At 44.5% G+C, this 21341-nt stretch carries 29 protein-coding genes; 8 read left to right on the top strand and 21 right to left on the bottom strand.

The features are described 5' to 3' along the window. Positions 1–37: 37 nt before the first annotated feature. Positions 38–367, bottom strand: coding sequence for a 4a-hydroxytetrahydrobiopterin dehydratase (locus tag ACQEXP_RS03110; RefSeq protein WP_138972024.1), 330 nt, complete (start codon positions 365–367; stop codon positions 38–40). After that, a complete protein-coding gene (phhA, locus tag ACQEXP_RS03105; protein ID WP_426968147.1) occupies positions 360–1151 on the bottom strand; it encodes a phenylalanine 4-monooxygenase in 792 nt (263 codons plus the stop codon). The genes ACQEXP_RS03110 and phhA overlap by 8 nt, the downstream gene beginning before the upstream one ends. Before the next feature lie 226 nt (positions 1152–1377). On the opposite strand from phhA, the gene ACQEXP_RS03100 reads away from it, so the two are divergent. Further along, a complete protein-coding gene (locus ACQEXP_RS03100) occupies positions 1378–3378 on the top strand; it encodes an acetoacetate--CoA ligase (protein ID WP_426968145.1) in 2001 nt (666 codons plus the stop codon). A 51-nt stretch (positions 3379–3429) separates the two neighbouring features. On the opposite strand, the gene ACQEXP_RS03095 is transcribed toward ACQEXP_RS03100, so the two are convergent. Then, a complete protein-coding gene (locus ACQEXP_RS03095) occupies positions 3430–4008 on the bottom strand; it encodes a class I SAM-dependent DNA methyltransferase (protein WP_426968550.1) in 579 nt (192 codons plus the stop codon). 144 nt (positions 4009–4152) lie between these two features. On the opposite strand from ACQEXP_RS03095, the gene ACQEXP_RS03090 reads away from it, so the two are divergent. Further along, positions 4153–5031 carry a LysR family transcriptional regulator gene (locus ACQEXP_RS03090; protein WP_138972028.1) on the top strand — a complete coding sequence of 293 codons (879 nt, stop codon included), beginning with the start codon at positions 4153–4155 and terminating at the stop codon, positions 5029–5031. A 193-nt stretch (positions 5032–5224) separates the two neighbouring features. After that, positions 5225–6118, top strand: a complete 894-nt coding sequence (locus ACQEXP_RS03085; protein ID WP_426968143.1) for a cation diffusion facilitator family transporter — start codon at positions 5225–5227, stop codon at positions 6116–6118. A 33-nt stretch (positions 6119–6151) separates the two neighbouring features. On the opposite strand, the gene ACQEXP_RS03080 is transcribed toward ACQEXP_RS03085, so the two are convergent. From ACQEXP_RS03080 to ACQEXP_RS03070, 3 genes are all read right to left on the bottom strand, one after another. Beyond that, complete coding sequence (locus ACQEXP_RS03080; protein ID WP_426968141.1) at positions 6152–6640, bottom strand: GNAT family N-acetyltransferase; 489 nt, start codon at positions 6638–6640, stop codon at positions 6152–6154. Positions 6641–6657: 17 nt separating this feature from the next. Then, positions 6658–7008 carry a hypothetical protein gene (locus tag ACQEXP_RS03075; RefSeq protein ID WP_426968139.1) on the bottom strand — a complete coding sequence of 117 codons (351 nt, stop codon included), beginning with the start codon at positions 7006–7008 and terminating at the stop codon, positions 6658–6660. Positions 7009–7124: 116 nt separating this feature from the next. Then, positions 7125–7541: a hypothetical protein gene (locus ACQEXP_RS03070; RefSeq protein WP_426968137.1), complete on the bottom strand. Its 417-nt coding sequence runs from the start codon at positions 7539–7541 to the stop codon at positions 7125–7127. 265 nt (positions 7542–7806) lie between these two features. On the opposite strand from ACQEXP_RS03070, the gene ACQEXP_RS03065 reads away from it, so the two are divergent. After that, a complete protein-coding gene (locus ACQEXP_RS03065) occupies positions 7807–8202 on the top strand; it encodes a hypothetical protein (RefSeq protein WP_426968136.1) in 396 nt (131 codons plus the stop codon). A 64-nt stretch (positions 8203–8266) separates the two neighbouring features. Here ACQEXP_RS03065 and ACQEXP_RS03060 read toward each other — a convergent pair whose 3' ends face one another. Further along, a complete protein-coding gene (locus tag ACQEXP_RS03060; RefSeq protein WP_426968134.1) occupies positions 8267–8662 on the bottom strand; it encodes a DUF2391 family protein in 396 nt (131 codons plus the stop codon). A gap of 17 nt (positions 8663–8679) precedes the next feature. After that, complete coding sequence (locus tag ACQEXP_RS03055; protein ID WP_426968132.1) at positions 8680–8790, bottom strand: ACT domain-containing protein; 111 nt, start codon at positions 8788–8790, stop codon at positions 8680–8682. 170 nt (positions 8791–8960) lie between these two features. On the opposite strand from ACQEXP_RS03055, the gene ACQEXP_RS03050 reads away from it, so the two are divergent. Both ACQEXP_RS03050 and ACQEXP_RS03045 read left to right on the top strand, forming a co-directional pair. Beyond that, positions 8961–9542, top strand: coding sequence for a TetR/AcrR family transcriptional regulator (locus ACQEXP_RS03050; RefSeq protein WP_269375605.1), 582 nt, complete (start codon positions 8961–8963; stop codon positions 9540–9542). A gap of 278 nt (positions 9543–9820) precedes the next feature. Further along, positions 9821–10378, top strand: coding sequence for a carboxymuconolactone decarboxylase family protein (locus tag ACQEXP_RS03045; RefSeq protein ID WP_426968130.1), 558 nt, complete (start codon positions 9821–9823; stop codon positions 10376–10378). Between the two features lie 67 nt (positions 10379–10445). Here ACQEXP_RS03045 and ACQEXP_RS03040 read toward each other — a convergent pair whose 3' ends face one another. Genes ACQEXP_RS03040 through ACQEXP_RS03015 form a run of 6 tightly spaced genes read right to left on the bottom strand, consistent with a single transcriptional unit; the run spans position 10446 to position 15730 of the window. After that, positions 10446–11105 carry an HAD family hydrolase gene (locus ACQEXP_RS03040; RefSeq protein WP_426968548.1) on the bottom strand — a complete coding sequence of 220 codons (660 nt, stop codon included), beginning with the start codon at positions 11103–11105 and terminating at the stop codon, positions 10446–10448. A gap of 2 nt (positions 11106–11107) precedes the next feature. Continuing rightward, positions 11108–12127, bottom strand: a complete 1020-nt coding sequence (locus ACQEXP_RS03035) for an ABC transporter ATP-binding protein (RefSeq protein ID WP_269375607.1) — start codon at positions 12125–12127, stop codon at positions 11108–11110. Next, positions 12127–12912: an ABC transporter permease gene (locus ACQEXP_RS03030; protein ID WP_426968127.1), complete on the bottom strand. Its 786-nt coding sequence runs from the start codon at positions 12910–12912 to the stop codon at positions 12127–12129. The genes ACQEXP_RS03035 and ACQEXP_RS03030 overlap by 1 nt, the downstream gene beginning before the upstream one ends. Then, positions 12912–13811, bottom strand: coding sequence for an ABC transporter permease (locus tag ACQEXP_RS03025; RefSeq protein ID WP_426968125.1), 900 nt, complete (start codon positions 13809–13811; stop codon positions 12912–12914). The genes ACQEXP_RS03030 and ACQEXP_RS03025 overlap by 1 nt, the downstream gene beginning before the upstream one ends. Beyond that, positions 13808–14632, bottom strand: a complete 825-nt coding sequence (locus ACQEXP_RS03020; RefSeq protein WP_426968123.1) for an alkaline phosphatase family protein — start codon at positions 14630–14632, stop codon at positions 13808–13810. The genes ACQEXP_RS03025 and ACQEXP_RS03020 overlap by 4 nt, the downstream gene beginning before the upstream one ends. A 12-nt stretch (positions 14633–14644) precedes the next feature. After that, positions 14645–15730: an ABC transporter substrate-binding protein gene (locus ACQEXP_RS03015; RefSeq protein WP_269375612.1), complete on the bottom strand. Its 1086-nt coding sequence runs from the start codon at positions 15728–15730 to the stop codon at positions 14645–14647. Positions 15731–15941: 211 nt separating this feature from the next. On the opposite strand from ACQEXP_RS03015, the gene ACQEXP_RS03010 reads away from it, so the two are divergent. Next, positions 15942–16670, top strand: a complete 729-nt coding sequence (locus ACQEXP_RS03010) for a UTRA domain-containing protein (protein WP_426968121.1) — start codon at positions 15942–15944, stop codon at positions 16668–16670. Positions 16671–16684: 14 nt separating this feature from the next. On the opposite strand, the gene ACQEXP_RS03005 is transcribed toward ACQEXP_RS03010, so the two are convergent. Continuing rightward, positions 16685–17053, bottom strand: coding sequence for a VOC family protein (locus ACQEXP_RS03005; protein ID WP_426968119.1), 369 nt, complete (start codon positions 17051–17053; stop codon positions 16685–16687). Between the two features lie 102 nt (positions 17054–17155). After that, positions 17156–17656, bottom strand: coding sequence for an opioid growth factor receptor-related protein (locus ACQEXP_RS03000; protein ID WP_426968117.1), 501 nt, complete (start codon positions 17654–17656; stop codon positions 17156–17158). 255 nt (positions 17657–17911) lie between these two features. Here ACQEXP_RS03000 and ACQEXP_RS02995 point away from each other — a divergent pair, with 255 nt between their 5' ends. Continuing rightward, positions 17912–18355 carry a hypothetical protein gene (locus ACQEXP_RS02995; protein WP_426968115.1) on the top strand — a complete coding sequence of 148 codons (444 nt, stop codon included), beginning with the start codon at positions 17912–17914 and terminating at the stop codon, positions 18353–18355. Between the two features lie 126 nt (positions 18356–18481). Here ACQEXP_RS02995 and ACQEXP_RS02990 read toward each other — a convergent pair whose 3' ends face one another. The 5 genes from ACQEXP_RS02990 to ACQEXP_RS02970 form a co-directional block, all read right to left on the bottom strand. Then, complete coding sequence (locus ACQEXP_RS02990) at positions 18482–18964, bottom strand: GNAT family N-acetyltransferase (protein WP_426968113.1); 483 nt, start codon at positions 18962–18964, stop codon at positions 18482–18484. Between the two features lie 133 nt (positions 18965–19097). After that, on the bottom strand, positions 19098–19694 hold the full coding sequence (locus ACQEXP_RS02985; protein ID WP_426968111.1) for a DJ-1/PfpI family protein: 597 nt from the start codon (positions 19692–19694) through the stop codon (positions 19098–19100). A 64-nt stretch (positions 19695–19758) separates the two neighbouring features. Next, positions 19759–20256 (bottom strand): DUF2867 domain-containing protein, encoded by a 498-nt coding sequence (locus ACQEXP_RS02980; protein WP_426968110.1) that lies wholly within the window; start codon positions 20254–20256, stop codon positions 19759–19761. 100 nt (positions 20257–20356) lie between these two features. After that, positions 20357–20761, bottom strand: coding sequence for a hypothetical protein (locus tag ACQEXP_RS02975; protein WP_426968108.1), 405 nt, complete (start codon positions 20759–20761; stop codon positions 20357–20359). 152 nt (positions 20762–20913) lie between these two features. Then, on the bottom strand, positions 20914–21282 hold the full coding sequence (locus ACQEXP_RS02970; protein WP_426968106.1) for a VOC family protein: 369 nt from the start codon (positions 21280–21282) through the stop codon (positions 20914–20916). Between the last annotated feature and the right edge of the window lie 59 nt (positions 21283–21341).

The raw sequence follows: 21341 nt of genomic DNA, 5'->3' as shown, positions 1-21341 counted from the left end.
CCTGATAAAATCAGGCTTTTTTGAACCAGGTTGCATGCTAAATCAGCTTGTCACACTTGGCTGCGCAAATGAAATCGTTCTGATGCAGACCTTTTATCGAATGACTCCACCATGTGACCGTCACCTTACCCCACTCAAGTAAAATTGAAGGATGGTGAAATTCTTCTTCAGCCAGCTCTGAGACTTTGTTGGCAAATTCCCAAGCAAGTTTGTAGTTTTTGAACTTGTAGACTTTTTCTAGCTGGGGGATGCTGTCTCGTTCAAGCATTTGCCAATCTTCTAGCTCAGTCAATAGCAGTCTTCTTTCTTCTGCGCCTAGAGCTACAGCAGTAGCGGTGCACGCTTCGCAACGCAATTCATCAAGCATGATTTACTTCCTTTGGTTCAAATAGTGGGGGTAACAATCCAGCAGCCATCGCCTGTTTTACATGAAACATCAGATCCATCTTACTCAGGGTATAAAGTTGATCGATGTTGTCTAAGACAAAATATTCCGGCTGCATAATGTCAATTCGATAAGGTGTTCTAAGCACGGTGTGGAGGTCAAACTCAACCCGTTTGGCATGCGGATCATCCAGTGCATACAAAGTCTCACCTGGAGAAGATAGAATCCCGCCGCCATAAATTTTTTGCTCACTTCCCTCTCTGACAAGACCAAACTCGACAGTAAACCAGTAAAGTCTCGCCAGATATACCCTCTGCTTATCACTCGCGTCTCGACCCAACTTGCCGTACATATTGGTAAATTCAGCGAACTCAGGGTTGGTTAGCATTGCACAGTGGCCAAATATCTCATGAAAGAAATCCGGCTCTTGGAGGTAATCAAACTCCTCTCTACTCCGCAAAAAGGTAGCTACAGGGAACTTTTTGTCTGCAAGTAATGCGAAAAATCGGTCAAAATTAATCAACGCTGGCACGGGTTCAACTTGCCAGCCCGTCGCTTGCTTGAGAACCCGATTGATATCAACAATTTGGGGCGCTCTATCTAGTGGCAGGTCCAATAACTCCAACCCTGCCAAATACTCTTTACAGGCGCGTTGTTTGACTAAGTGGAGTTGGCGACTGACTAAATCACTCCATACTTGGTCTTCTTCTGAACTCCATTCAACTATCCCTTTATCATTCACAGGCTTAGAACGATATTGTGTCATGACTAGCTCCATTAACAATTCCTTCACATTAAGCCTATCGTCATGCAGGGGCGGTGACAATTTAGCCAGCCAACTCTCTCACACCGACCGTGTGTAACAATTATTTTACATTTGAACACTTTTTTCTTATTTTTCAGCCATCTGTTGAAGCTCTGTAAGTTTGACTTTGGCTACCTTTTCATCAAAGCTTATTCGAGAAAACGGAGAACAATAAGACGAGGATGTCATGTCTAATTCGCAGACGAACCTTCCAGCACCTATTTGGGTTCCAAGTAGTGAGCGAGTGGAATCATCAAACCTGAGCCAATTTATAAAACACATTAATATTCAGGGGAATAGAATCGATAGCTATGCTGACTTGCACCAGTGGTCGATTGAAAACAAAAAGAACTTCTGGCTCGAGATTTGGCAGTTTTGCGACGTCATTGGCTACAAGGGCGACTGCATTTTAGGCGAAGGATTGGCCAAATGGGGCCAGTTTAACCCAAGCCGAGATACGATCTGGTTTCCGCAATCGCAACTAAATTATGCCGAAAATCTGTTGGCCTACTCTTTTCAGGCACCAGATGACACCGCAATTTGGTTTAAGAACGAACGAGGGTCTAGTCGTCAACTGACGTGGCAGGAACTGTGTGACCAAGTTTCAATCATTCAGCAATGGTTGGTTCAAAATGGCGTTGAAAAAGGCGATGTCGTCGCTGGCTACCTTCCACATATGCCAGAGACTGTGATCGCCATGCTCGCAACGACCAGCCTTGGGGCTATTTGGACTTCAACATCACCTGACTTTGGTGCGGAAAGCGTCATCGAACGATTTGGGCAAGTTCAACCCAAGATTCTGTTTTGCTGTAATGGTTACGACTTCAACGGTAAGACCTTCCAAATAGAAGAGAAAAACCGCAAAATTGTTGACGCGATTCCAAGCATCGTAAATACCTGCCAAATTGACTACTTACAAATAGAGATGTCAATGGATGACCGCTGTGAGTCATTCTCTGATTGGGAAGCAATTTTTGCCAGCTACCTACCTCGCGGGATGCGCTATGAGCGAATTAGTTTTAATGATCCTCTTTTTGTCCTCTACTCTTCAGGCACGACAGGCAAACCAAAGTGTATCGTTCATTCAGTGGGAGGGACGATATTAAACCATCTCAAAGAGCATCAACTTCACTGTGATATTCAACCGAAAGATCGTATTTTCTACTACACGACCTGTGGTTGGATGATGTGGAACTGGCATGTATCCGCTTTAGCTAGCGGCGCGACCTTGGTAATATTTGACGGCAGCCCTATGTACCCTAACGAGCAAATACTTTGGCAACTGGCTGAAGACGCTAAGGTCACGCTGTTTGGTACATCGGCAAAATACTTAGAAGCTCTAGAGAAAAAACAGTTTAATCCTAGCAGCCAGTTCCCGCTAAAATCGCTAAAAACACTCTGTTCTACTGGCTCAGTCCTTTATCCTCAACAATTTGATTTTGTGTATTCCAATATCAAAGTCGATATCCACCTTGCATCCATATCTGGCGGAACTGATATTTGCGGTTGCTTCGTATTGGGCAATCCAATTTCTGCGGTTTATCGCGGAGAGTGCCAAGGTGCAGGCTTGGGTATGGACGTCAAAGTGCTCAATGAATCTGGTGAAGCTATTATTGCCACCCGTGGTGAATTGGTTTGTCAAAACAGTTTCCCCAACCAACCGTTAGGGTTCTGGCACGACGATGGCGAGCGTTACCATATGGCTTATTGGGATAAATTCGAAAATACATGGCACCACGGCGATGATGTCGAAATGACCCCACGAGGCGGAATGATTTTCTACGGACGAAGTGATGCCACTTTGAACCCTGGGGGGGTTCGTATCGGAACGGCAGAAATCTATCAGCAAGTTAACCAACTGACTGGGATCCAAGATTCTATCGCCGTTGCAAGGCAAGTAGATGGCGATGAAAAAGTCGTTCTGTTCGTTCAGCTCGAGCCTCATGCATCACTGACCGAACACATGATTTCGACCATAAAAGAGACGCTGCGTCGTAAGTGCTCACCACGACACGTTCCGGCGGAAATCTATCCTTTAAGTGAAATACCCAAAACCAAATCGGGTAAATTGGTCGAACTGGCAGTCAAACAAGTTCTACATGGACACGAAGTTAAAAATCAGGGGGCAATTGCCAACCCTTGGGTACTAGACGAGGTCAGTCAATATCAGACCGTCCCAGTGGTATAAAACATAAAGCCCAGTATTTCTACTGGGCTTTATTGTTTAAACCGAATCGAGTTACTTTTTGGCAACCGCCATCAGCACGGTTTGTTCACCGTGCGGGGTTGTGATAGTAAACGGCGTAGTGATTTCTACTTGACTAAAACCTACACTCGTCAGCACTTGCTGAGCGTGGACAATCGTCATTCCGCCGACTTCGTCTTTGTCCGACAACCAATCCCAGTGAACAAAATGCCCGCCTTCATCGAGGATGCTGTAAACAATATCCGCGACATCTGAATAGTTTGGTAGGAAACTACACACTGAAGAGGCAACCACTAGATCAAACTGTGCTCGAAATGCAGGGTGCATCGCCACTAAACCACGAGTCAGTAGATCAACCACGGGTTCTACATTCTGAAGCTCTTTCTTATCGAGTTGTTCTATCATTGCTTCAGAGCTGTCGAGCGCGACAATATCTTTTGCCGTTTGAGACATTCTTTGGCTAAGCAGACCTGTTCCGCAGCCAAAATCAAAAATATGTAACCCTTTAACATCAACTACTTGCTGTAGAGATTCAAAAGCTTTATCCGCATATACACTAGTCGTGTTATCCGAGTCCCAATCGAGTGCGACATCGTCCCAACTATTAGCCATCATGATCTCCCTGTAACAACATTCATTAGGCATGCCCCAAGAGTATCAAAACTGCATGAAATTCATAGCATTTCAATTCGGAAAACAGACAATTGCCAGAGATTGAGATAATATCGATTCGAGACTAACCAAATTGAACAAAAGATGAACCTTACTCAGATCGAAGCTTTTTGTACTGTGTCCGACACAGGCTCGGTTTCCGAAGCCGCTCGCCAACTAGAGTGCAACCGCACACGCTTGAGTATGGCGATTAAAGCACTAGAAAAAGATCTCGATGTCGAGCTTTTTGTTCGTAGTGGTAACAATTTGGTGCTTTCTGAAGCGGGTAAGGCCATTTACAAAGATTGTCACAATATGCTGGTGACCGCAGCACGTATTCGTAAAACCTGTACTCACGTATCAGGTAAGTTTAACGCCGAAGTATGGATAGCTCGTGATGATTCTCTGCCTGACGAACTGTGGCAGGATCTCTCTCATAAGCTTAACAATCGCTTTCCCGCCACCGCATTTAACATTGTTTTAGCCTCTAGTGGTGACTTGGCAAACCTTGTGGCAACTTCCCAAGTAGACTTCGCGTTTGGCGTCGATTACGAACGACTCAATGACCCACATATCACGTTCCAGCCATTAGGCAAGATACGCCTGATGTCAGTATGTCGTTCCACTCACCCACTGGCCAAACTTCGTCGGGTCTCGGATGACGAACTGCGTAACGCTATGCAAGCCGTCATGGTTTATCTAAATGAAAAGGATAATCCAGAATTACAACCCTTTTCGCTGCGTCACATAGGCTTCTCAAGCTTTGACTACATACTCAACACTATTCTTGAAGAAGACGCTTGGGGCGTACTCCCTGAACCGCTGATCCGACACTTGCTACGCAAACAGGAACTCTCGGTCATAAAACACACTTATGGCTTAACCCAAGAAGATTACTGTATGTTCACCTCTTCAGGTATGGCAGAGCATCCTGGAATGTCTTGGCTGGCAGACAAATTAAACGAATTTTTGTTTGATTTTTAATCATTGCGACGATTATTTGATCCAGCAATCAGTCAGCGACAATATTTTTGACACCGCATTATGCTCGCATCTCATTGAAAAATAACGACTTTAACTAAAAAATATCTATTTAACATATTGGGCATTCATATAGGGATTGTCTAATTCTCTTATTTTGAGAAAAATATAGGGGAATTTTACAAGAGAACTCATCATGTGTGCCCGAACAAGCCTTAACGAAAAACGAATCCTAACCTTCTCAGCTCTTTTAGCATCGGGCTTTGCGGGTAGCGGACTCGTACTCGGCTTACTAGTTGGCTCACTTGTCATTGTTTTTGACGGTGTATATTCACTGGTCAGTTTGCTATTAACTTTGTTGTCGCTCGCCGTGTCTAGATACATTGCTCAGCCGTCCAAACGCCAGTTTCCATTTGGTAAAGCGATGCTTGAGCCTCTGGTGATTGCGATTAAAGGTAGTGTGATTTTAGCGATCGTTGCCTACTCACTGTATTCAGCTGTTCAGGCATTAATGAATGGTGGTCGTGAAGTTGACGCTAGTATTGCAACACTTTTCGGTGTGGTAAGTGTTGTTGGTTGTAGCTATGCATGGTGGTACATCGCTAAAAAGTCGACACTTATTTCATCTGGATTGGTAGACGCTGAAGTAAAACAGTGGCAGATGGACACGTTGCTTAGCGTTGCTGTGACCTTAGGTTTCGTGGCTGCGTGGCTGGTATCCGTTTCACCATTCGCACAATATGCCGTCTATGCGGATCCAGTGATGATGCTGCTGATGTCTTTCTACTTCATTAAAGTACCACTTGAGATGTTAGCCGGTGCATTACGCGAGCTACTGATGATGAAACCTGACGAAGAGATCTGTCACGCGGTAAACAAAGAGGTGCTCGCCCTAGAGACACAAGTTGATCAGGAACTTGCCGTAGCGGGGGTTATCAAAGTAGGTCGTGAGCTGCGCGTGAGATTGGATGTACATTCTCAAGGACAACAAGTTCAGGTGGCTGAACTAGAGAAAGCGCGTCGTATTCTAAAGGATAAACTGTCGCGCCTCTCATTGGATCTGAACGTGACCATGAATATCGCTAACTAATGGCTTAGCTCCACAACGTCCGCTTTGTGGAGCTTACTCTATGTGACTCAATTCTTTACTCATCAACACTAGATTCCAATCTTGCCCTTCATAACGACGCGTTCCCTGCTCTACCTTATCTACCTGAAACCCGAGTGATTGGTAACATTTACGAGCAACATCATTGTGTTCAAACACCGCTAATCTCAACTGAGAAACCACAAAATGGGATTGTGCATGATCGATTAATAGTTGCAGCATCTTCGCCGCCAGTCTCTGGCCACGAAACGGAGGTGCAATAAACACTCGGCAGATACGAAAGCAGTCTGCCCTTTCTTGGTAAAGCTCAACATATCCAGCGTATTCGCCGTTGTGCTCCAGCATAAAAGGGTGAACAATTTCCTTATTGCAGTGAAACTCAATCTGTTCGTTGGTCAATGGAAACTGGTAACAGTTTCCTCCCCACAAATAGTTGAGTTGGTCTGAGTCGATCCAATCGATTAGCACACCATAATGCGAACTCATAAAAGGTATCAGTGACATATTACGCTCTTCCTAAGCTATATAATGTTTAAAATGATGCATCCTGTTAACGCAGGAATACCTGCAATAAACAATACCAAACCATCTTGGTAGTTTTGTCGATAGCGTTTTCTTTCATCTTTCTCGACGTCAAAACCTTTGACCATCTTGTAGACTGAATTGAGCTTGGGGTTATTGTACCTCGCGGTTTTGCTATCGATTCCGCCTTCCCAAGTTAGCCCTGCCAAGCCCCAGATAACAAGAACGACCATAAACAAGAAATCAGAAAGTCGTGTGACGACAAAAAAATCAACAAAGTAGGAAAGCAACCACACAACTATAGCTGCAATGACATTTATGACCGCAACCTTTACTACCAGTTTCAACATCTGAACCTCCTAGCGCTGAGCTTTCCGCAGTGTGAAGGCGGTTTGAAAGCCGCATCCCCTGCGCACGTTAATAAACAAAAGGCCCACCGTAAGTGGGTGAGCCTTCGTTTTTTAACCTAAGACGCTAGTTGAGATTCAACTTGCTGAAATACTTTGTACTCTGCGTTACTGCAGCCGCGAGCAATCGATACCCAGTAATCTCCCGTTTCATCCGTTGCAACAAACTCAGCCCTAAGTTCGTATTTTCTCCAAGACGTAAACGCAAGAATTAGAGTCAATGCGAGCATTAAAAAGCCAAATTGTGGAACAAACGCCCAAGTCGCGGCCGACAGCATTAAAGCGAGAGAAATAACATGCACCATGTTATCTTTTATCCCAAGCTTACGTACTTCTACCTGTTTTATCTTACGCAATTGGTAATCGTCACCACGAACCGATATTTGGTCTGTGTTGAGATTAAAATCCGACATTACGTAAGCCCGACGAAAACGGAGAATATCCACTAGCCTATAGTTGTTAGTTTTCTTGCTCATCACCTTTTCTCCATGTTATTAAAGGTTAGTAAAAACTAATATAATCATGAAGTTATTGTGCTGAGAAACACTTTATAATACAGCCAAATGAGCAATGCAATATATATAAACAGTACGAATATCTGTTATTTTTCGACGCCGCGATACCCCGGATTTTAATGAATAACTATCAATCATATACTGAGGATAAAAGCCGTACTAAACGCTTTGAGAATAGAGAGTTGTATAGGTACAATCGCCAGCCAAACAACACAGGTGCCAGAAGATGCTATTTGACAATGACATAGAAGAAATGATCGGCTATTTCGACCGTTACTGCAAAGCGCCCCATATTGATGCGCTCGATCGAGTATCGGATGACCAAGTGAATCTACTGCTCGATTTCTTGACCCTTGCTCATAAATTGCAATGTGATATCTACGCTACGCGCAATTTGAACAGCTCTCACTTCCTCGGCGTGGGCACCTTCGCTCTAACTCAAGAACGAGCGCCGCAAGGCAATCTGTTCGTCAAGATTGAAGCAGATACACTGTACCTCACGTTTGAGTTAGACCCTTGTAACGAAGAGAATCTGTTGACCCCGATTCGCGTTATTGATGCACTGGTGTATTTAGCCGACTGCAAAGGTCATAGTTTGTTGCCTGAAGACTATCAGCGGTAGCAAACCCAAACCCAAAATAGCGATCAAATTAGCTCATTGGAATTCGTTACTTTCTGTCTAACGCTTACTCTTTATCAAAGCTGTCTACCACTATCGCACCCATCGATGCGGGCATGGAGACAATCACCACTCGCTTGATGGCAATGAGAGGCTCCGTCAGCAAAGGGAGCTTGTCGATGCAGAAAAGCACTAGCGCCACCACTAAAGCAGTGATCAGATAAGCGAGTATGATCCTAAGAACAAAGACAAATTTACGAGTGGATATGCTGCGCTGAAAAACACTTTCGTAGGTATAGAGAGTCAGAAAAACCACCGACAAACTAAACAACATCACTAAATTTAACCTTGGTAATGTTTCCCCCAAGCGCCATGCTTCTTCAGAAAACGAAATGGGAACCGCAAGCGCAAATGCACCCACAAAGATTTGGCTAGCGTCTTCGAAATTAAAGCTATACTTCACTTTCGCCTCCTAAGATGTCACTGGCATAATGGCTCGCTGCTAATAGTACAAAACATAAACTCGTTTTGCGTTAGCTTAGGGCACATTGATTTTAGCCGTTGTTTTAGGTCTGTGATTCCTGACACCATCGCTTCCTTACTTTTTTAACGCCAATCTAAGGTGTAATACAACAATAACTTAACTTAGCCTATTGTATCCTAAACAACAACCGTGACACCAAGTGATCACCTACTCGTTTTGACCGATAGGTACAAGCAAGTTATTATTGCCCCTAGACAGTTTGATGTAGAGATAGACCATGCCTTGGGAAAAATCGTTTGATATTGATGAAGCCGTTGACCGTGCCACTGAGTTGTTTTGGCAAAAGGGTTATCAATCAACCTCCCTGTCCGATCTAATCGAAGCCACGGGTGTACAAAAAGGCAGTTTTTACAACGCTTTCGGCAACAAGAAAAAACTCTTCACGATGAGTGTGCTGAAATACGAGCGTGAACAACGTCGAGACATCCTCGTCGAGTTAGAGCAACTTGATAACCCGTTACAGGCGATAGAAACATTTTTTGATATGCTCATTCAACAGAGTAACAGCGACGCTAAAAAGAAAGGCTGTTTTCTGATTAACTTGGCTTTGGACTTACCCAACCAAGATGAAGACATTCAAGCTATCGTGAAAAAAGGGCTTAGTGACACTGAAGCATTTTTTGAAAGGCAGCTTATCCGTGGACTCAAAATGGGGATCATTCCTGAACAGGTTAATCCAAAACGTGAGGCTTCCGGCTTGATGGCATTGCTAGTTGGCTTAAGAGTCCTTGCTCGTGGTGCCTACGATGCAGAAAGTCTTACCACGATAAAAAATCAAGCTCTACGCCTTATTCAATAAGCTTAGGTGTTAACTGCGGCAGATACACATCTGCCGTTCTCCTTGTATAAACATCGAAACTCTCCCCTCTTTCCACTCCTATCCTTTCGCCCCTTACTCGTCCGTATTTCATCAATTCTGACACTCAATACATCGCAAAAAATTTGCCTCAAAAAGTATTGACCAATCAGTACAAACAAGATTAAGCTAATTTGTACCGATTGGTCAAGACTATTAGCAAGTCAGAAAAACTGACTGAGTCACTCCCATTCGCTATTCAAAATTAAAGGAGAAAGAGAATGAGTAATTTCACAATACACTCAATTGAATCAGCACCAGCAGCATCGGCACCTCTACTTAAAAAAGCCCAACAAGCATACGGATTCGTACCTAACCTGCTATCCACCATGGCAGAATCTCCAACCATGCTCACTGGGTATTTGCAGTTAACAGATATCTTAAATCAAGGTGAGTTGACGGAAACTGAACGCCAAATCGTTCTAATGACCAACAACCGCTTAAATGGTTGCAAATACTGCATGGCGGCGCACACTACGATTTCACAGATGCAAGGCATCAATGCTGAGGTTATTGAAGCACTGCGCAACAATACGCCAATTGGCGACCCAAAGCTTGAAGCACTTCGTACTTTTTCGGCGGTGATTAATGACTCGCGCGGTTGGCCGACAGAGTTGCAATTAGCGGAATTTTTTGCCGCTGGCTATAGCAAGGCGGCGTTGATGGAAGTGATTGTCGCAACAAGTCTAAAAGTGATGTCGAACTACACTAACCACATCGCAGAAACCCCTCTTGATAAGGCGTTTTCGGCGAACGCATGGTCAGAGTCTGCGGCGTAGAATCGGTTTAGCTCACGACCATTCGCGGTAGTTAGCGAATGGTCGTTACCAAGCAGCGAGTATTCGGCTAAGTCCAATTCAGCACTTGCCAATCTGTAGACCTTGCACGGGCTCTCAAACGCGGACATGGGTTGACCAGATAAGCGTGATCTGCGTATTCACATAGCGGTAAATCGTTGATTGAGTCGGTATAGAAATGAATGTTGGAGTAAGCCTCGGGTTGTGAATCCAACCATTGTTTTAATCGAGTTACCTTACCCTCTCGATAGCTTGGAACACCTCTAATCTCGGCAGTATAGCGTCCGCCATCTTCAATGAGATCAATACCCAACGCCACGTCAATTCCCAAGCGTCGCCCAACCGCCTGCACAAGAAACGTGACGCTGGCAGAGATGATCACCATCTGAATACCTTGTTCTTTAAGCTGATCAATTAAAACTTTGGACTGTTTGAATTGCTTGGTGAGAATGTGGCGTTCTATGCACTCTTCCACCAGCACATTCACTTGCTCTATGGGTATATCAACCAAAGGAGACATGGAAAACTGTAGGTAATCCTCCATATCCATTTTCCCTTGAGCATAAAGAGCCATTAATCTCTGATCCTGCTCGATAAAATTGGGACTGGTCGCGATGCCTTTCTCAACCATAAACTCGTTCCAGATCATCGCACAATCAGCATTGATCAAGGTTTCATCCATATCAAATACATACAACGGCTTTGACATCATTACGCTCTCACAGGTTGAATTTCATTGAGATTAAACAAGAGTTCTAGTTGGCTACCATTGGCCAGTAAACGCTCAGATGAACGATTGAGGAGATCAACGGTAAGCTCACACTGGTCGACCTCAACCTGATAGCGAATCACATTTCCCAACAACTGATGGTTTTTAATTGTCGCCTTTTGCGGAGCAGATACATGGTTGCCATATTTGCGCCCCTGCTCTTTGACATAGATGGATTCCGGACGTATCGCTACCTTCCAATCGGTCTCGATATTGAATAGTTGCTTCGCTTTCGTCGCTTCAACCAAATTGTAATGCCCCATAAAACTTGCCACAAACTCGTTGGCTGGATGGGTATAAATCTCTTCCGGAGACCCAGCCTGAACAATTTCGCCTTTGTTCATTAGGAAAATGCGATCTGACATGATCATCGCTTCTTCCTGATCATGAGTGACAAAAATTGTCGTTAAATTCATCTCTTTTTGAATATCACGGATCTGTTGACGCAGATGTTTACGTATCTTGGCATCCAGAGCGGAAAGAGGCTCATCAAGGAGTAAGATACGCGGCTTAACGACTAACGCCCTAGCAAGAGCGACTCGTTGACGTTGCCCTCCTGAAAGCTGGTGCGGATAGTGTTTCTCTTTACCTTTGAGATCAACCAGTTCGATGACCCTAGCGACTTGGCGTTGAATCTCTTGCTTTGCCAGTTTTTTCATCTGCAAACCAAAACCTATATTGCCTTCCACAGTCATATTGGGAAACAACGCATAGGACTGAAACACCATGCCAATACCACGCTGCTGAGGTACCTGATGAGTAATCTCCTCACCATCCACCCAAATCTCTCCCCCATCAACAGGATTCAATCCTGCAAGGCTTCGAAGCAAGGTCGATTTACCGCAACCGCTGGGGCCAAGCAGCGTAATAAATTCACCTTGCTCAATAGTGAATTCAATCTCTTCGAATACGGTATTGTCAGCAAAGCGTTTAGTCAGATTATTTGCGACGACATAACTCATTATTTGACTCCTCGGCTAAAACGACTTGCCAGCCAAGTCAGGATAAAAATAAACAGGAAATAGGTCATCACCAGGGCGCTGGTAAAGTGGCCGCTGGTTTGACGCATGTTATAAAGGTAAATCTGTAGCGTTTCGTAACGCGTACCAACCAAGATATTGGCGAACACAAACTCGCCCAATAAAAATGATAAGGAAAGAAACAGCGATGCCATCAATCCTTTCTTCAAGTTTGGCAGAATAATCAGCAAGAACGCTTTGACGGTACTCGCCCCCAGAAGATGCGCAGCGTCCATCAAATCGTGCAGGTTGATTGCTTCGAAGCTATTCGCAATCGCACGATACATAAATGGCAGCGCAATAGTGAAGTAAGTACCGATCAGAATCCAAGGCGTGCCCACAAGAGAAATTTCACTGTCTGCGTAAAGCTGGAGCAATCCCACAGACGACACCACCGGTGGTACCGCAAAGGGTAATAAGATCATGATATTCATAACCTTATCTAGTTTCGGAAAGTAATAAAACACCACAAATATCGCAGGTAGAATCAACACCACGCTCAAAAAAAGTGACGCGATACAAATGAACAACGAGCGTCCAAATGCCTGCAAAAATCGTGGGTCACTCAGCAAGTTGAGATACCAGTCGAGCGTGAAGCCATCAGGCAAAATGGTGGCGCCCCAGCGGGATGACACCGAATAGACGAATGTTGCCAAAATCGGTATCAGCATGATGCCCACAATTGAATACACTACTGTTTTGTGAAATCGAGTATTAACGTTATGCATCACGACTTCCTACCCGCATAGCTTTTTGCAATAAGCCATTGATTGATCATGGTGATCAGAGCAAGCAAGGCCATTAAAATCACAGAAATGGCAGCCGCTAAGTTCGGCTCAAGGAATAAGTCACCCGAGACTAAGCTGGCAATACGAATGGTGATCACGTTGTAATTGCCCGAAGTCAATGCGTATACGCTGGCATAGGCGCCAATCGCATTGGCAATCAGAATGATGAACGTGCCAAGCAGTGCCGGAGAAAGCACTGGTAACGCGATTCTTGCCCAATACTGGTCTGTACGAGCTCCTAGGAGTGCAGCGGCGGCTTGCCAGTCATCACTGAGCGCGTCAAAAGCGGGATATAGCAACAAAACAGCCAGAGGGATCTGAAAATAAACATATATAGCCAGCAAACCCCACTTACCATACAGGTCGAAATCACCTAATAAGCCATACTGCTTCAGCAGCAAGGTCAACGCACCATTGGTACCTAAGATGATGATAAACGCGAATGACAAAGGCACACCCGAAAAGTTACTGCTCATATTGGTAAACGCAATAACACTATCTCGAATTCTCCCTTCAACACGGCGTAGCGAAGAGACCAGCACGGTCGCAATTGCTAAGCCGACAACGCTCGACCAAACAGCTAACCAAAGACTGTTATTAAAAGCCTGAATCATAAACGCTGAATCAAGCACTTCAATATAGTTATCAAATGCAAATTCGCCATCATAAATAAAACTGTTGATCAGCACCCAAACCATAGGAGCCAACTGAAAGAGATAGAAAAATAGCGCAAAAGGCGCCAGCCACAATGCAGGTTTGATACGCTCAACCCATCGATGCCAATGTGGCTTCGCTGAACTTGACTCTTGTGTACGAGTCGGTAAAACAGAACTGCTCATAATGCTAACAATTCCTGAGGATATGGCTTAGTGTGTTCGAGATTGAGCAATTGGCAAACCATGCCACAGAGCTCTGTTTGCTTTATTTTCCCTTCTTGATGGGTGAATTTATCCCCTATCAAAAACAGCGGTACTTGGCGTTCTTGTGGCAAGATTCCCCCGTGCGACCGATCGTCGTTCATTCCATGGTCACTGGTGACGATGACTTGATAACCGTCTACTAGCCATTGCCCAATATAGTTAGACAAAATAATGTCTGCATGGCGTGCACAATTGCGGTACTGGCTCGAATCTAAGCCATATTGATGGCCCATATCATCAATGTTCATCGGATGAATCAGCAAAAAATCTGGCCTATACGCTCGGCGCAAATGTTCCGCATCAAGAAAGAGAGCGTCATCGGGATAGTGGTCCCAGTGGTAAAAGCAGCCGTGCTGAATATTCATCGTTTCATCGTGTGTAAAACGATCTCTCACTGGTTCGTAAGGGGCTCGGTTATAGAGCTCGCTCATCCAATGATACGCTGCGGCGGCTGTCACCTTGCCTTGCGATTTCGCGAGGCTAAAAATCGACTCATGGTTCGACAATCGCACCACATTGTTATTCACAATGCCACTGTCAACGGGGCGCACTCCAGTCAATATACATTCGTAAAGTGGACGGGATAGTGAAGGCAGCTCGCAAAGCACGGGATACAATGTTGCACACATTTGCGAGCCTGAGTGGTGTTGTTCTAGAAGGCCATTGAGGTAGCCCATACAGTCACGGGCTACCTGATAATTCAGTCCATCTAGAACGACAAGGATAACCTTATTGTTCATAGTGACAGACTCTTATTGTTGGTGAATTAACACACTTTCCTGCCATTGACGTGGCAATTTACGCGCAGATTTTTCCCAAGCATTGAAATCCTTTACGGGATGCACATTGCTGTATTGGTCATTAGAAATCAACTTATCTTGAACTGACTTAGGTAATACGACGTTAGAGCGAATTGGACGAGCATAACCTTGAGCTAGGTTGATCTGCCCTTGGTCACTGAAGATATACTCGCGAGCCAGCTTAGCCGCATTCGGATTTTTAGCGAATTTGTTGATGATGGTGGTGTATCCCGAAATGACAGAACCATCTTGAGGAATGTTAACGGTGAAGCGTTGACGATCAATCTTGTCACGGTAGTTAAGCGCATTGAAGTCCCACAAAATCGCCACTTCCACTTCGCCTTTCTCTAGGTTAGCGATACTTGGGTCGGTGAACGATAAGCGCCCTTGTTTTGCCAATTCACCAAAGAATTTCAGTGCTGGTTCTAAATTAGATTCATCGCCGCCATTGGCAAATGCTGCTGCAAGAACGGCATTGTTTGCCTGTGCTGCAACACCAACATCTCCGACAGTTACCTTGTAGTCCCCTTTCAACAGGTCATCCCAAGATTTCGGAGCGTTTTTGACGAGATTATTGTTAGAGATAAATGAGATGGTGCCAGTGTAAGCCAGTGCCCAATGACCCTCTTTATCTTTCGCCCAATCTGGAATATCGCTCCAGGTTGTCGGTTTATAAGCTTGAGTCACGCCCTTCTTCACTGCGACACGTGCAAATGCAAAACCAACATCGCCTATATCCGCGGTTGCATTTTTCTTCTCGGCTTCAAACTTAGCGATCTCTTGCGCCGAGCTCATATCCGTATCTTGATGTTTCAAACCGTAGTTTGATTTCAGGTCTACCCATGTGTCTTTCCAGTTTGCCCAACTATCTGGCATTCCCACGCTGTACACCGCGCCTTCTTTTTGTGCGGCTTGGATCAGTGATTCGAGATCCGCCTGTTTTGCCATGGCTGGCATCGAGAGTGATACTGCAATCAGAGCAGCAGGTACCATTTTCTTAGCAGAAATAGCAGTTGAACGACTTAGCAAAGTTTTCATTGTCTCCATCCTTCTGGACTAGGTCAGTAAGTTCGAAATTTATCCTAGGCAGTGAATGTGACGATTTGGCGCAACTATTTTGACAGTTTGAATGAATTTCTATGGCAGATATATTTCATTTGGGCGCAATTTGATCAATTAACGTATGTCATATTTCTGTTATCTGTCCGACTTACATTGTCTCTAGCGCAACACATGGACTAGATCAGCAATGAGAACAACAGTGGCCCCTCAATTAGGAACCCAACTAGCAAGAATTAAAACCAGCATAAGAGCGCAAATCGAGTCTGGAATCATGTCTGAAGGCCAAAAATTGCCCTCTGAAAGAGAACTTAGCGAGTTATTCTCAACCACGCGCATTACGATCAAAGATGCATTGATTGCACTCGAAACGGAAGGGCGAATCTATCGCGAAGAGCGTCGTGGTTGGTATGTTTCTCCTAAACGAATTCGCTATAACCCTCTGTCCCGATCTCATTTTCATCAAATGATTCGCGAACAAAACCGTATTGCAGAAACCAGACTGGTTAATGTACGAAGTGAAATAGCAGCAGGTGAATATGCTCAAGCTCTAGAGGTCAACACAATCACACCAATTCATATCATCGAAAGACTGAGATGCATTGATGGACGAGCGGTGCTATTTGTCGAGAACGTTTTAAAGGCATCTTTATTTGAAGACATATTAAACGAAAACCTGACTATGTCGTTGACAGGCATTTATCGTGATAAGTTCGGCTATGAGACTTTGCGCTCACGCTTTGACGTCATTCCCACCTCAGCTCAAGCTCATGTCGCCAAGGCCCTCAATCTAGCAGAAGGCCAACCCGTACTAAAAATCTGTCGCGTGAACTACAAGCAAGACGGAGAACTGATGGACTGCGAGCTAGAGTACTGGCGACCAGACGCGATGATGATCTGCATCGATAGTGTCGAGTGAACGCGGCACTGACTCTATTGATAGACGCTCACTTCGATTAGGTTCGAATCGGGATCAAGGAAATAAACCGACTGAATTGGCCCTTGAGCTCCAGACTTCTCTACTGGGCCTTCAATTATCTCAATCCCCTGCGCTTCGAGATGCCGAACCACTTCATCTAACGACCAGTGGCTTATCAAACACAAATCTCCTGATCCCACACGCGCCAAGTTCCTTGGCTCCTGCCCCAATAATTGCAGATTGATTTTTTGCTGACCAAACTTGACCGCTTTGCGACCATTTGCAAAAGTCAGTTCCTCCATCTGAAGGACTCGCTTGTAGAAGTCCACTGAACGTTCAATGTCCGTCACAGTCAAAACAATATGGTCTATATGACTAATCAAAAGATATCTCCTTGTTCTTGTGAATAAACTTAGTGCTTATGTCGGTACCTTGATAGCGATACACCCAAGACAAGCACGAACTTCAGTGGGATAGACAGATGCTTACTCTTTTAAAGCGTTGCGCCAATATTGAAGGGTGGTCTCCGATACAGTACCAACTTCATTGGCAGAGGCCACTATAAAATCACACAAACCTTTTGCAACAGCTTGGTTGCCAAGCAGATGCAAGCTTCGAATCGCACGGGTTAACCTCAATTGGTTATGATCATGGCTTTTAAGCCATACATGATTGCTCGCGTTTAACGGCTTGACCGATCTCACCTCATGCCCGCTCCTCTCCATGCCCCAAAAATCAAGCATTAAGTCGAGAGCCTGAAGGTGAGTTTGACGAAGTTGCTCAGAGTTAGCAAAAATATCTCTGTCTACTTGAGTAACCAAAGGCGCATGTCGATTGAACTTGGTTCCTTCATCTGTCGGGAACAAGACTTGAATATACTTATGATCATGTTCCAACCAGAAGTGATCATAAGCTAGCAACTGCTCAATACTACGACCAAACTTATCCGGAATTTCACCGGACATAAAACGGGCGATCTCACTCATATTAGCTCCTAATGCATAGCATAGACTTTACAGTCTCATTCTTATTTGAGAGTCAACGACACGAAGTTATAAGGGGCATTGTGCTGTATATATCAATCTGAGTTCAACCTAAAAATATCAAGCGCTAAGAGTTTCTTCTGATGACCTTAGGCGGCCCGCTGCACTCATTGGCCATATCTGCATCACAATAAGTTTTCACTTATCATAAGTCCATGTTATACCAATAGTAAGCGTCACATCGTAAGGGAGTACTTCATGAAAATCACACCAATTATCACACTCAGCGCTGTCATTGCGCTTACACCATCGCTCGCGCTCGCCGCTAAACCTGAATGGGCAGGCAAAGGAAAACCAAACCTTGAAGAAATTAAAACTCAGAAAGACATCAACAAAGCCGAGCTTCAATTAGAAGAGCACCAAAAAGGGCTCGAAGAGCTGATAAAAGAGAAAAAAAACAAAGCGAAGAAAGCCAAAAATAACAAGGATAAACAGAAACTTGAACGCGAGATTGAGCAACTGGAAGAGCAACAGGGTGAAGTTGATGATCTCAAACAAAAACTGAAGACGAAAAAATCTGGTCTCGAAAAGCAAAAAGAGAACAAAGCGAGTCAAGAGCAAAAAGAGCTCGGTAAAGGATCTGAGCAAGGTCAAGCAAAACGCGAAGAGAACAGTAAAAAGTGGTGGAAGTTCTGGGAATAACCCAGTAGTTCACGTCAGTTTGATCTGAGAAGTTTCAGGGCAAAGCGTTCGAGCTCTGAAGCTTCACTACTTAGAGTGCGAACCGACAGAGGAATAGCCAAATCCCACGTGTATACCCCACTTTGCCTAGAGTTTTCTCCACATTAATTGCGCATCTTGACCGTAGCTTTTGCAGACCTTTTCTGACACTGCTTTAAAACCTTGCCTTTGCCAAAATGGCCTTGAGTTCTGGACAGAAACCAACCTAATTTCTTTGAAATCTAAACGAGTAGCAACATCGATCAGATGTTTCATCAGTTTTGAACCAATGCCTCGACCAGATGAGGAGCTTGATATCGCCAGATCATGAAGAAACAAAATGTTCCCTTCAGTTTTTTGGGGTAAGGCGTTAAATAGCTTCGGCGGTTGCTCACTATTCCAAGAATGGGATAGCAAATAACCCACTAATCGTCCTTCTTCTCGGCAAATAAAGCAGCAGTTTGGGGTTCTGCGCCACTTATCCTGAAGTACCTCAACACTCTCTGGCTCAACAAGCAGATAAACCTCTGCTTGCAGCTCTAGTATTTCAGGCCATGCCGCTTCCGTAATGATTTCTATAGAATTATTCAATTCAAGAAGACTCTCTACCCAACGCGTATTCGCTGTACTTTCCTAAGCCGTCACCCCCGACCCTAGATACTTTTACCACTGTATCCGTTGAATCACCTCACAAGCGCAACTGACCACTCGAGACCGTTTATTTTTAAAGATACTCACTCACTACGGACATGCAGTGGGTAACGGTTTGCTCTTTTTCACCGACGGGCGCAACGTAGTGAATAGCACTCTCAACGGCTTCTCGGCCGCCAAGTTTGCCAATCACCCAAGCCGCCAAGTACTGTGAGGACAAACAGCCTCCAGCTGTCGCAATGTTGCCTTGCGCATAAAAAGGTTGTTCCAATACCTTTACGCCTGATTCCACAACCCAGGGTTTCGTTGTTAAGTCAGTGCAAGCGGGAACATCCTGAAGTAGGCCTAACACAGACATCAACAAAGTACCTGAACACTGGCCTCCAATGAATTGCCGCGTGGGGTCGAGTTGTAGGTTAGATAGTAACTCTCGGTCTTGAGCTAGATCTCGCGTTTTGATGCCACTGCCAAACAGTACGACATCAGCACGTCTAGCAAATTCGAGATCTTGTTGAGATTCTATCGTGACGCCATTCATCGATGTGACTGACTTCGTCGGGCTCGTTATTTGAACGGTCCAGCCCTTCTCTTTCATCCGATTCAATATCCCCAAAGCGATAAACGAATCCAATTCGTTAAATCCATCAAAAGTCAGTATTGCAATATCCATATTTCCCTCGAATTATTCGCTCTCTAGCGAGTAGAAAACTCAACGACCCAATTTGACCTGCTAATCACACCCTGTCTAGTGTCTTCAATGAACTTGGGACGATAAGTTTATGAACTGGAGCAACAAAAAACATATACACTCGGCCAAACACATTATGCACGTGCACTACCGTTGTGGCATGGACTCGAATCTTGTCGTCCACAGCCTCGATTAAGAAAGAGACTCTGACGTCAAGGTGCTTATCGCTATCCTCAAGGACTATTTCTTCGTCGCTAAGGCTTTGCAGAGTAAAAATACCAATCCGTTCACCTTTCTGAATGCTTGCAGGGTCAATGACATTCGCTGCATCTTGGAGACGGCCTAAATGCTTCAAGCCACACATAGAGACGACACGGTTTCTCAATGCCATTAGCATAGACACCCAGCTCGGCGTCTTTGTGGCAATTTCAAGATAGACATCTAACGCTGTCTGGCCGTGGTTGGGAAGTTCTCGACTAAAACTATCGGCAAAATAAGCACCGCTCGCGTATTCATATAACTCAGAATCTAAGGGAACTGTCATCTTCTTTATCCTTATTCCGCCATCAACTGCCAATTGGAGTCTTTTCTGTCTCGTCGATACCCGAATGACCGACAACTCAGAATTACTTTCTATGTAATGTCTAATCTTCTGTTATTGCCGCTGATTTGCGTTTTTGTGCATTGTAGGTAGGAAAGAATGCCATGAAAGCAACAAACCCAAGACCTACCAATATCTGTGCGAAGATATTTAAGCTTTGGACTGCATCCGTTTTATCAAAAAAAGTGGCACTATGAACGGACAAAATTCCAATAAAAAATGGTGACCATTTCTGCTCTGGTGGAAAACCTAATGCCCCCACTTTCATCGCCAAATGATGAAAATAGACCGCAGCCGTACATTGTAGGAACAATAAGCCCAAGCTGACCGAGATTATTAGGACGAAATACTGTTCTTCATTTGCAGCTAAATACCACCCCGCCAGCGCTTTGATGATAAATGCGGCAGCCACTCCACGCAAAAAATACTCGTTCGTTTTGTCTAACATTGGTCGTTCCTTTGCCAAGCAATCATAACCAAACTAACACAACATTATGCATATAAGGACTATTTCATTAGGTTACTTTGCAAAAGGCTATCTGAGTCGAATGAGCGCGAAGATACGCCACAACATAAAGAACAAAGAAGATGTGGCTTCAGTTAGATAAATACAGCTTCCAGTTTGTTTCCATCATAGTCACGCACAAAAGCAGCGTAGTAATTCTCACCGTATTCGGGACGCAAATTCGGCTTGCCTGCACACGAACCTCCAAGCGCCAACGCGCTAGCGTAAAATCGATCAACCGCCTCTCGACTTGGCGCATTAAAAGCAATATGAGTTCCATTCCCAGCAGACGCCCCCTCCTTGCATGGACAACCGACCCAAAACTCTAAATGCTCGCCATAAGCCGCTGCTACATTTTCGATATAGTGAGAGCGTTTAATAGACAAAGTAGAAAGCAGTGAATCATAAAAAGCGACAGACTCGGTCACATTCGAAACACCCACTGAGACATGGTTTAGAATCACTTTAAATTCCCTTTTTAAATAAATTACGCAATCTGTTAAGCCAATTAAAATGAAAGTGA

This window comes from Vibrio sp. TRT 1302 (assembly GCF_050113875.1).
Classification (GTDB): domain Bacteria; phylum Pseudomonadota; class Gammaproteobacteria; order Enterobacterales; family Vibrionaceae; genus Vibrio.
The sequence above is the reverse complement of the archived record's forward strand: the minus strand, read 5'-3'. Positions and strand labels throughout refer to the sequence as shown.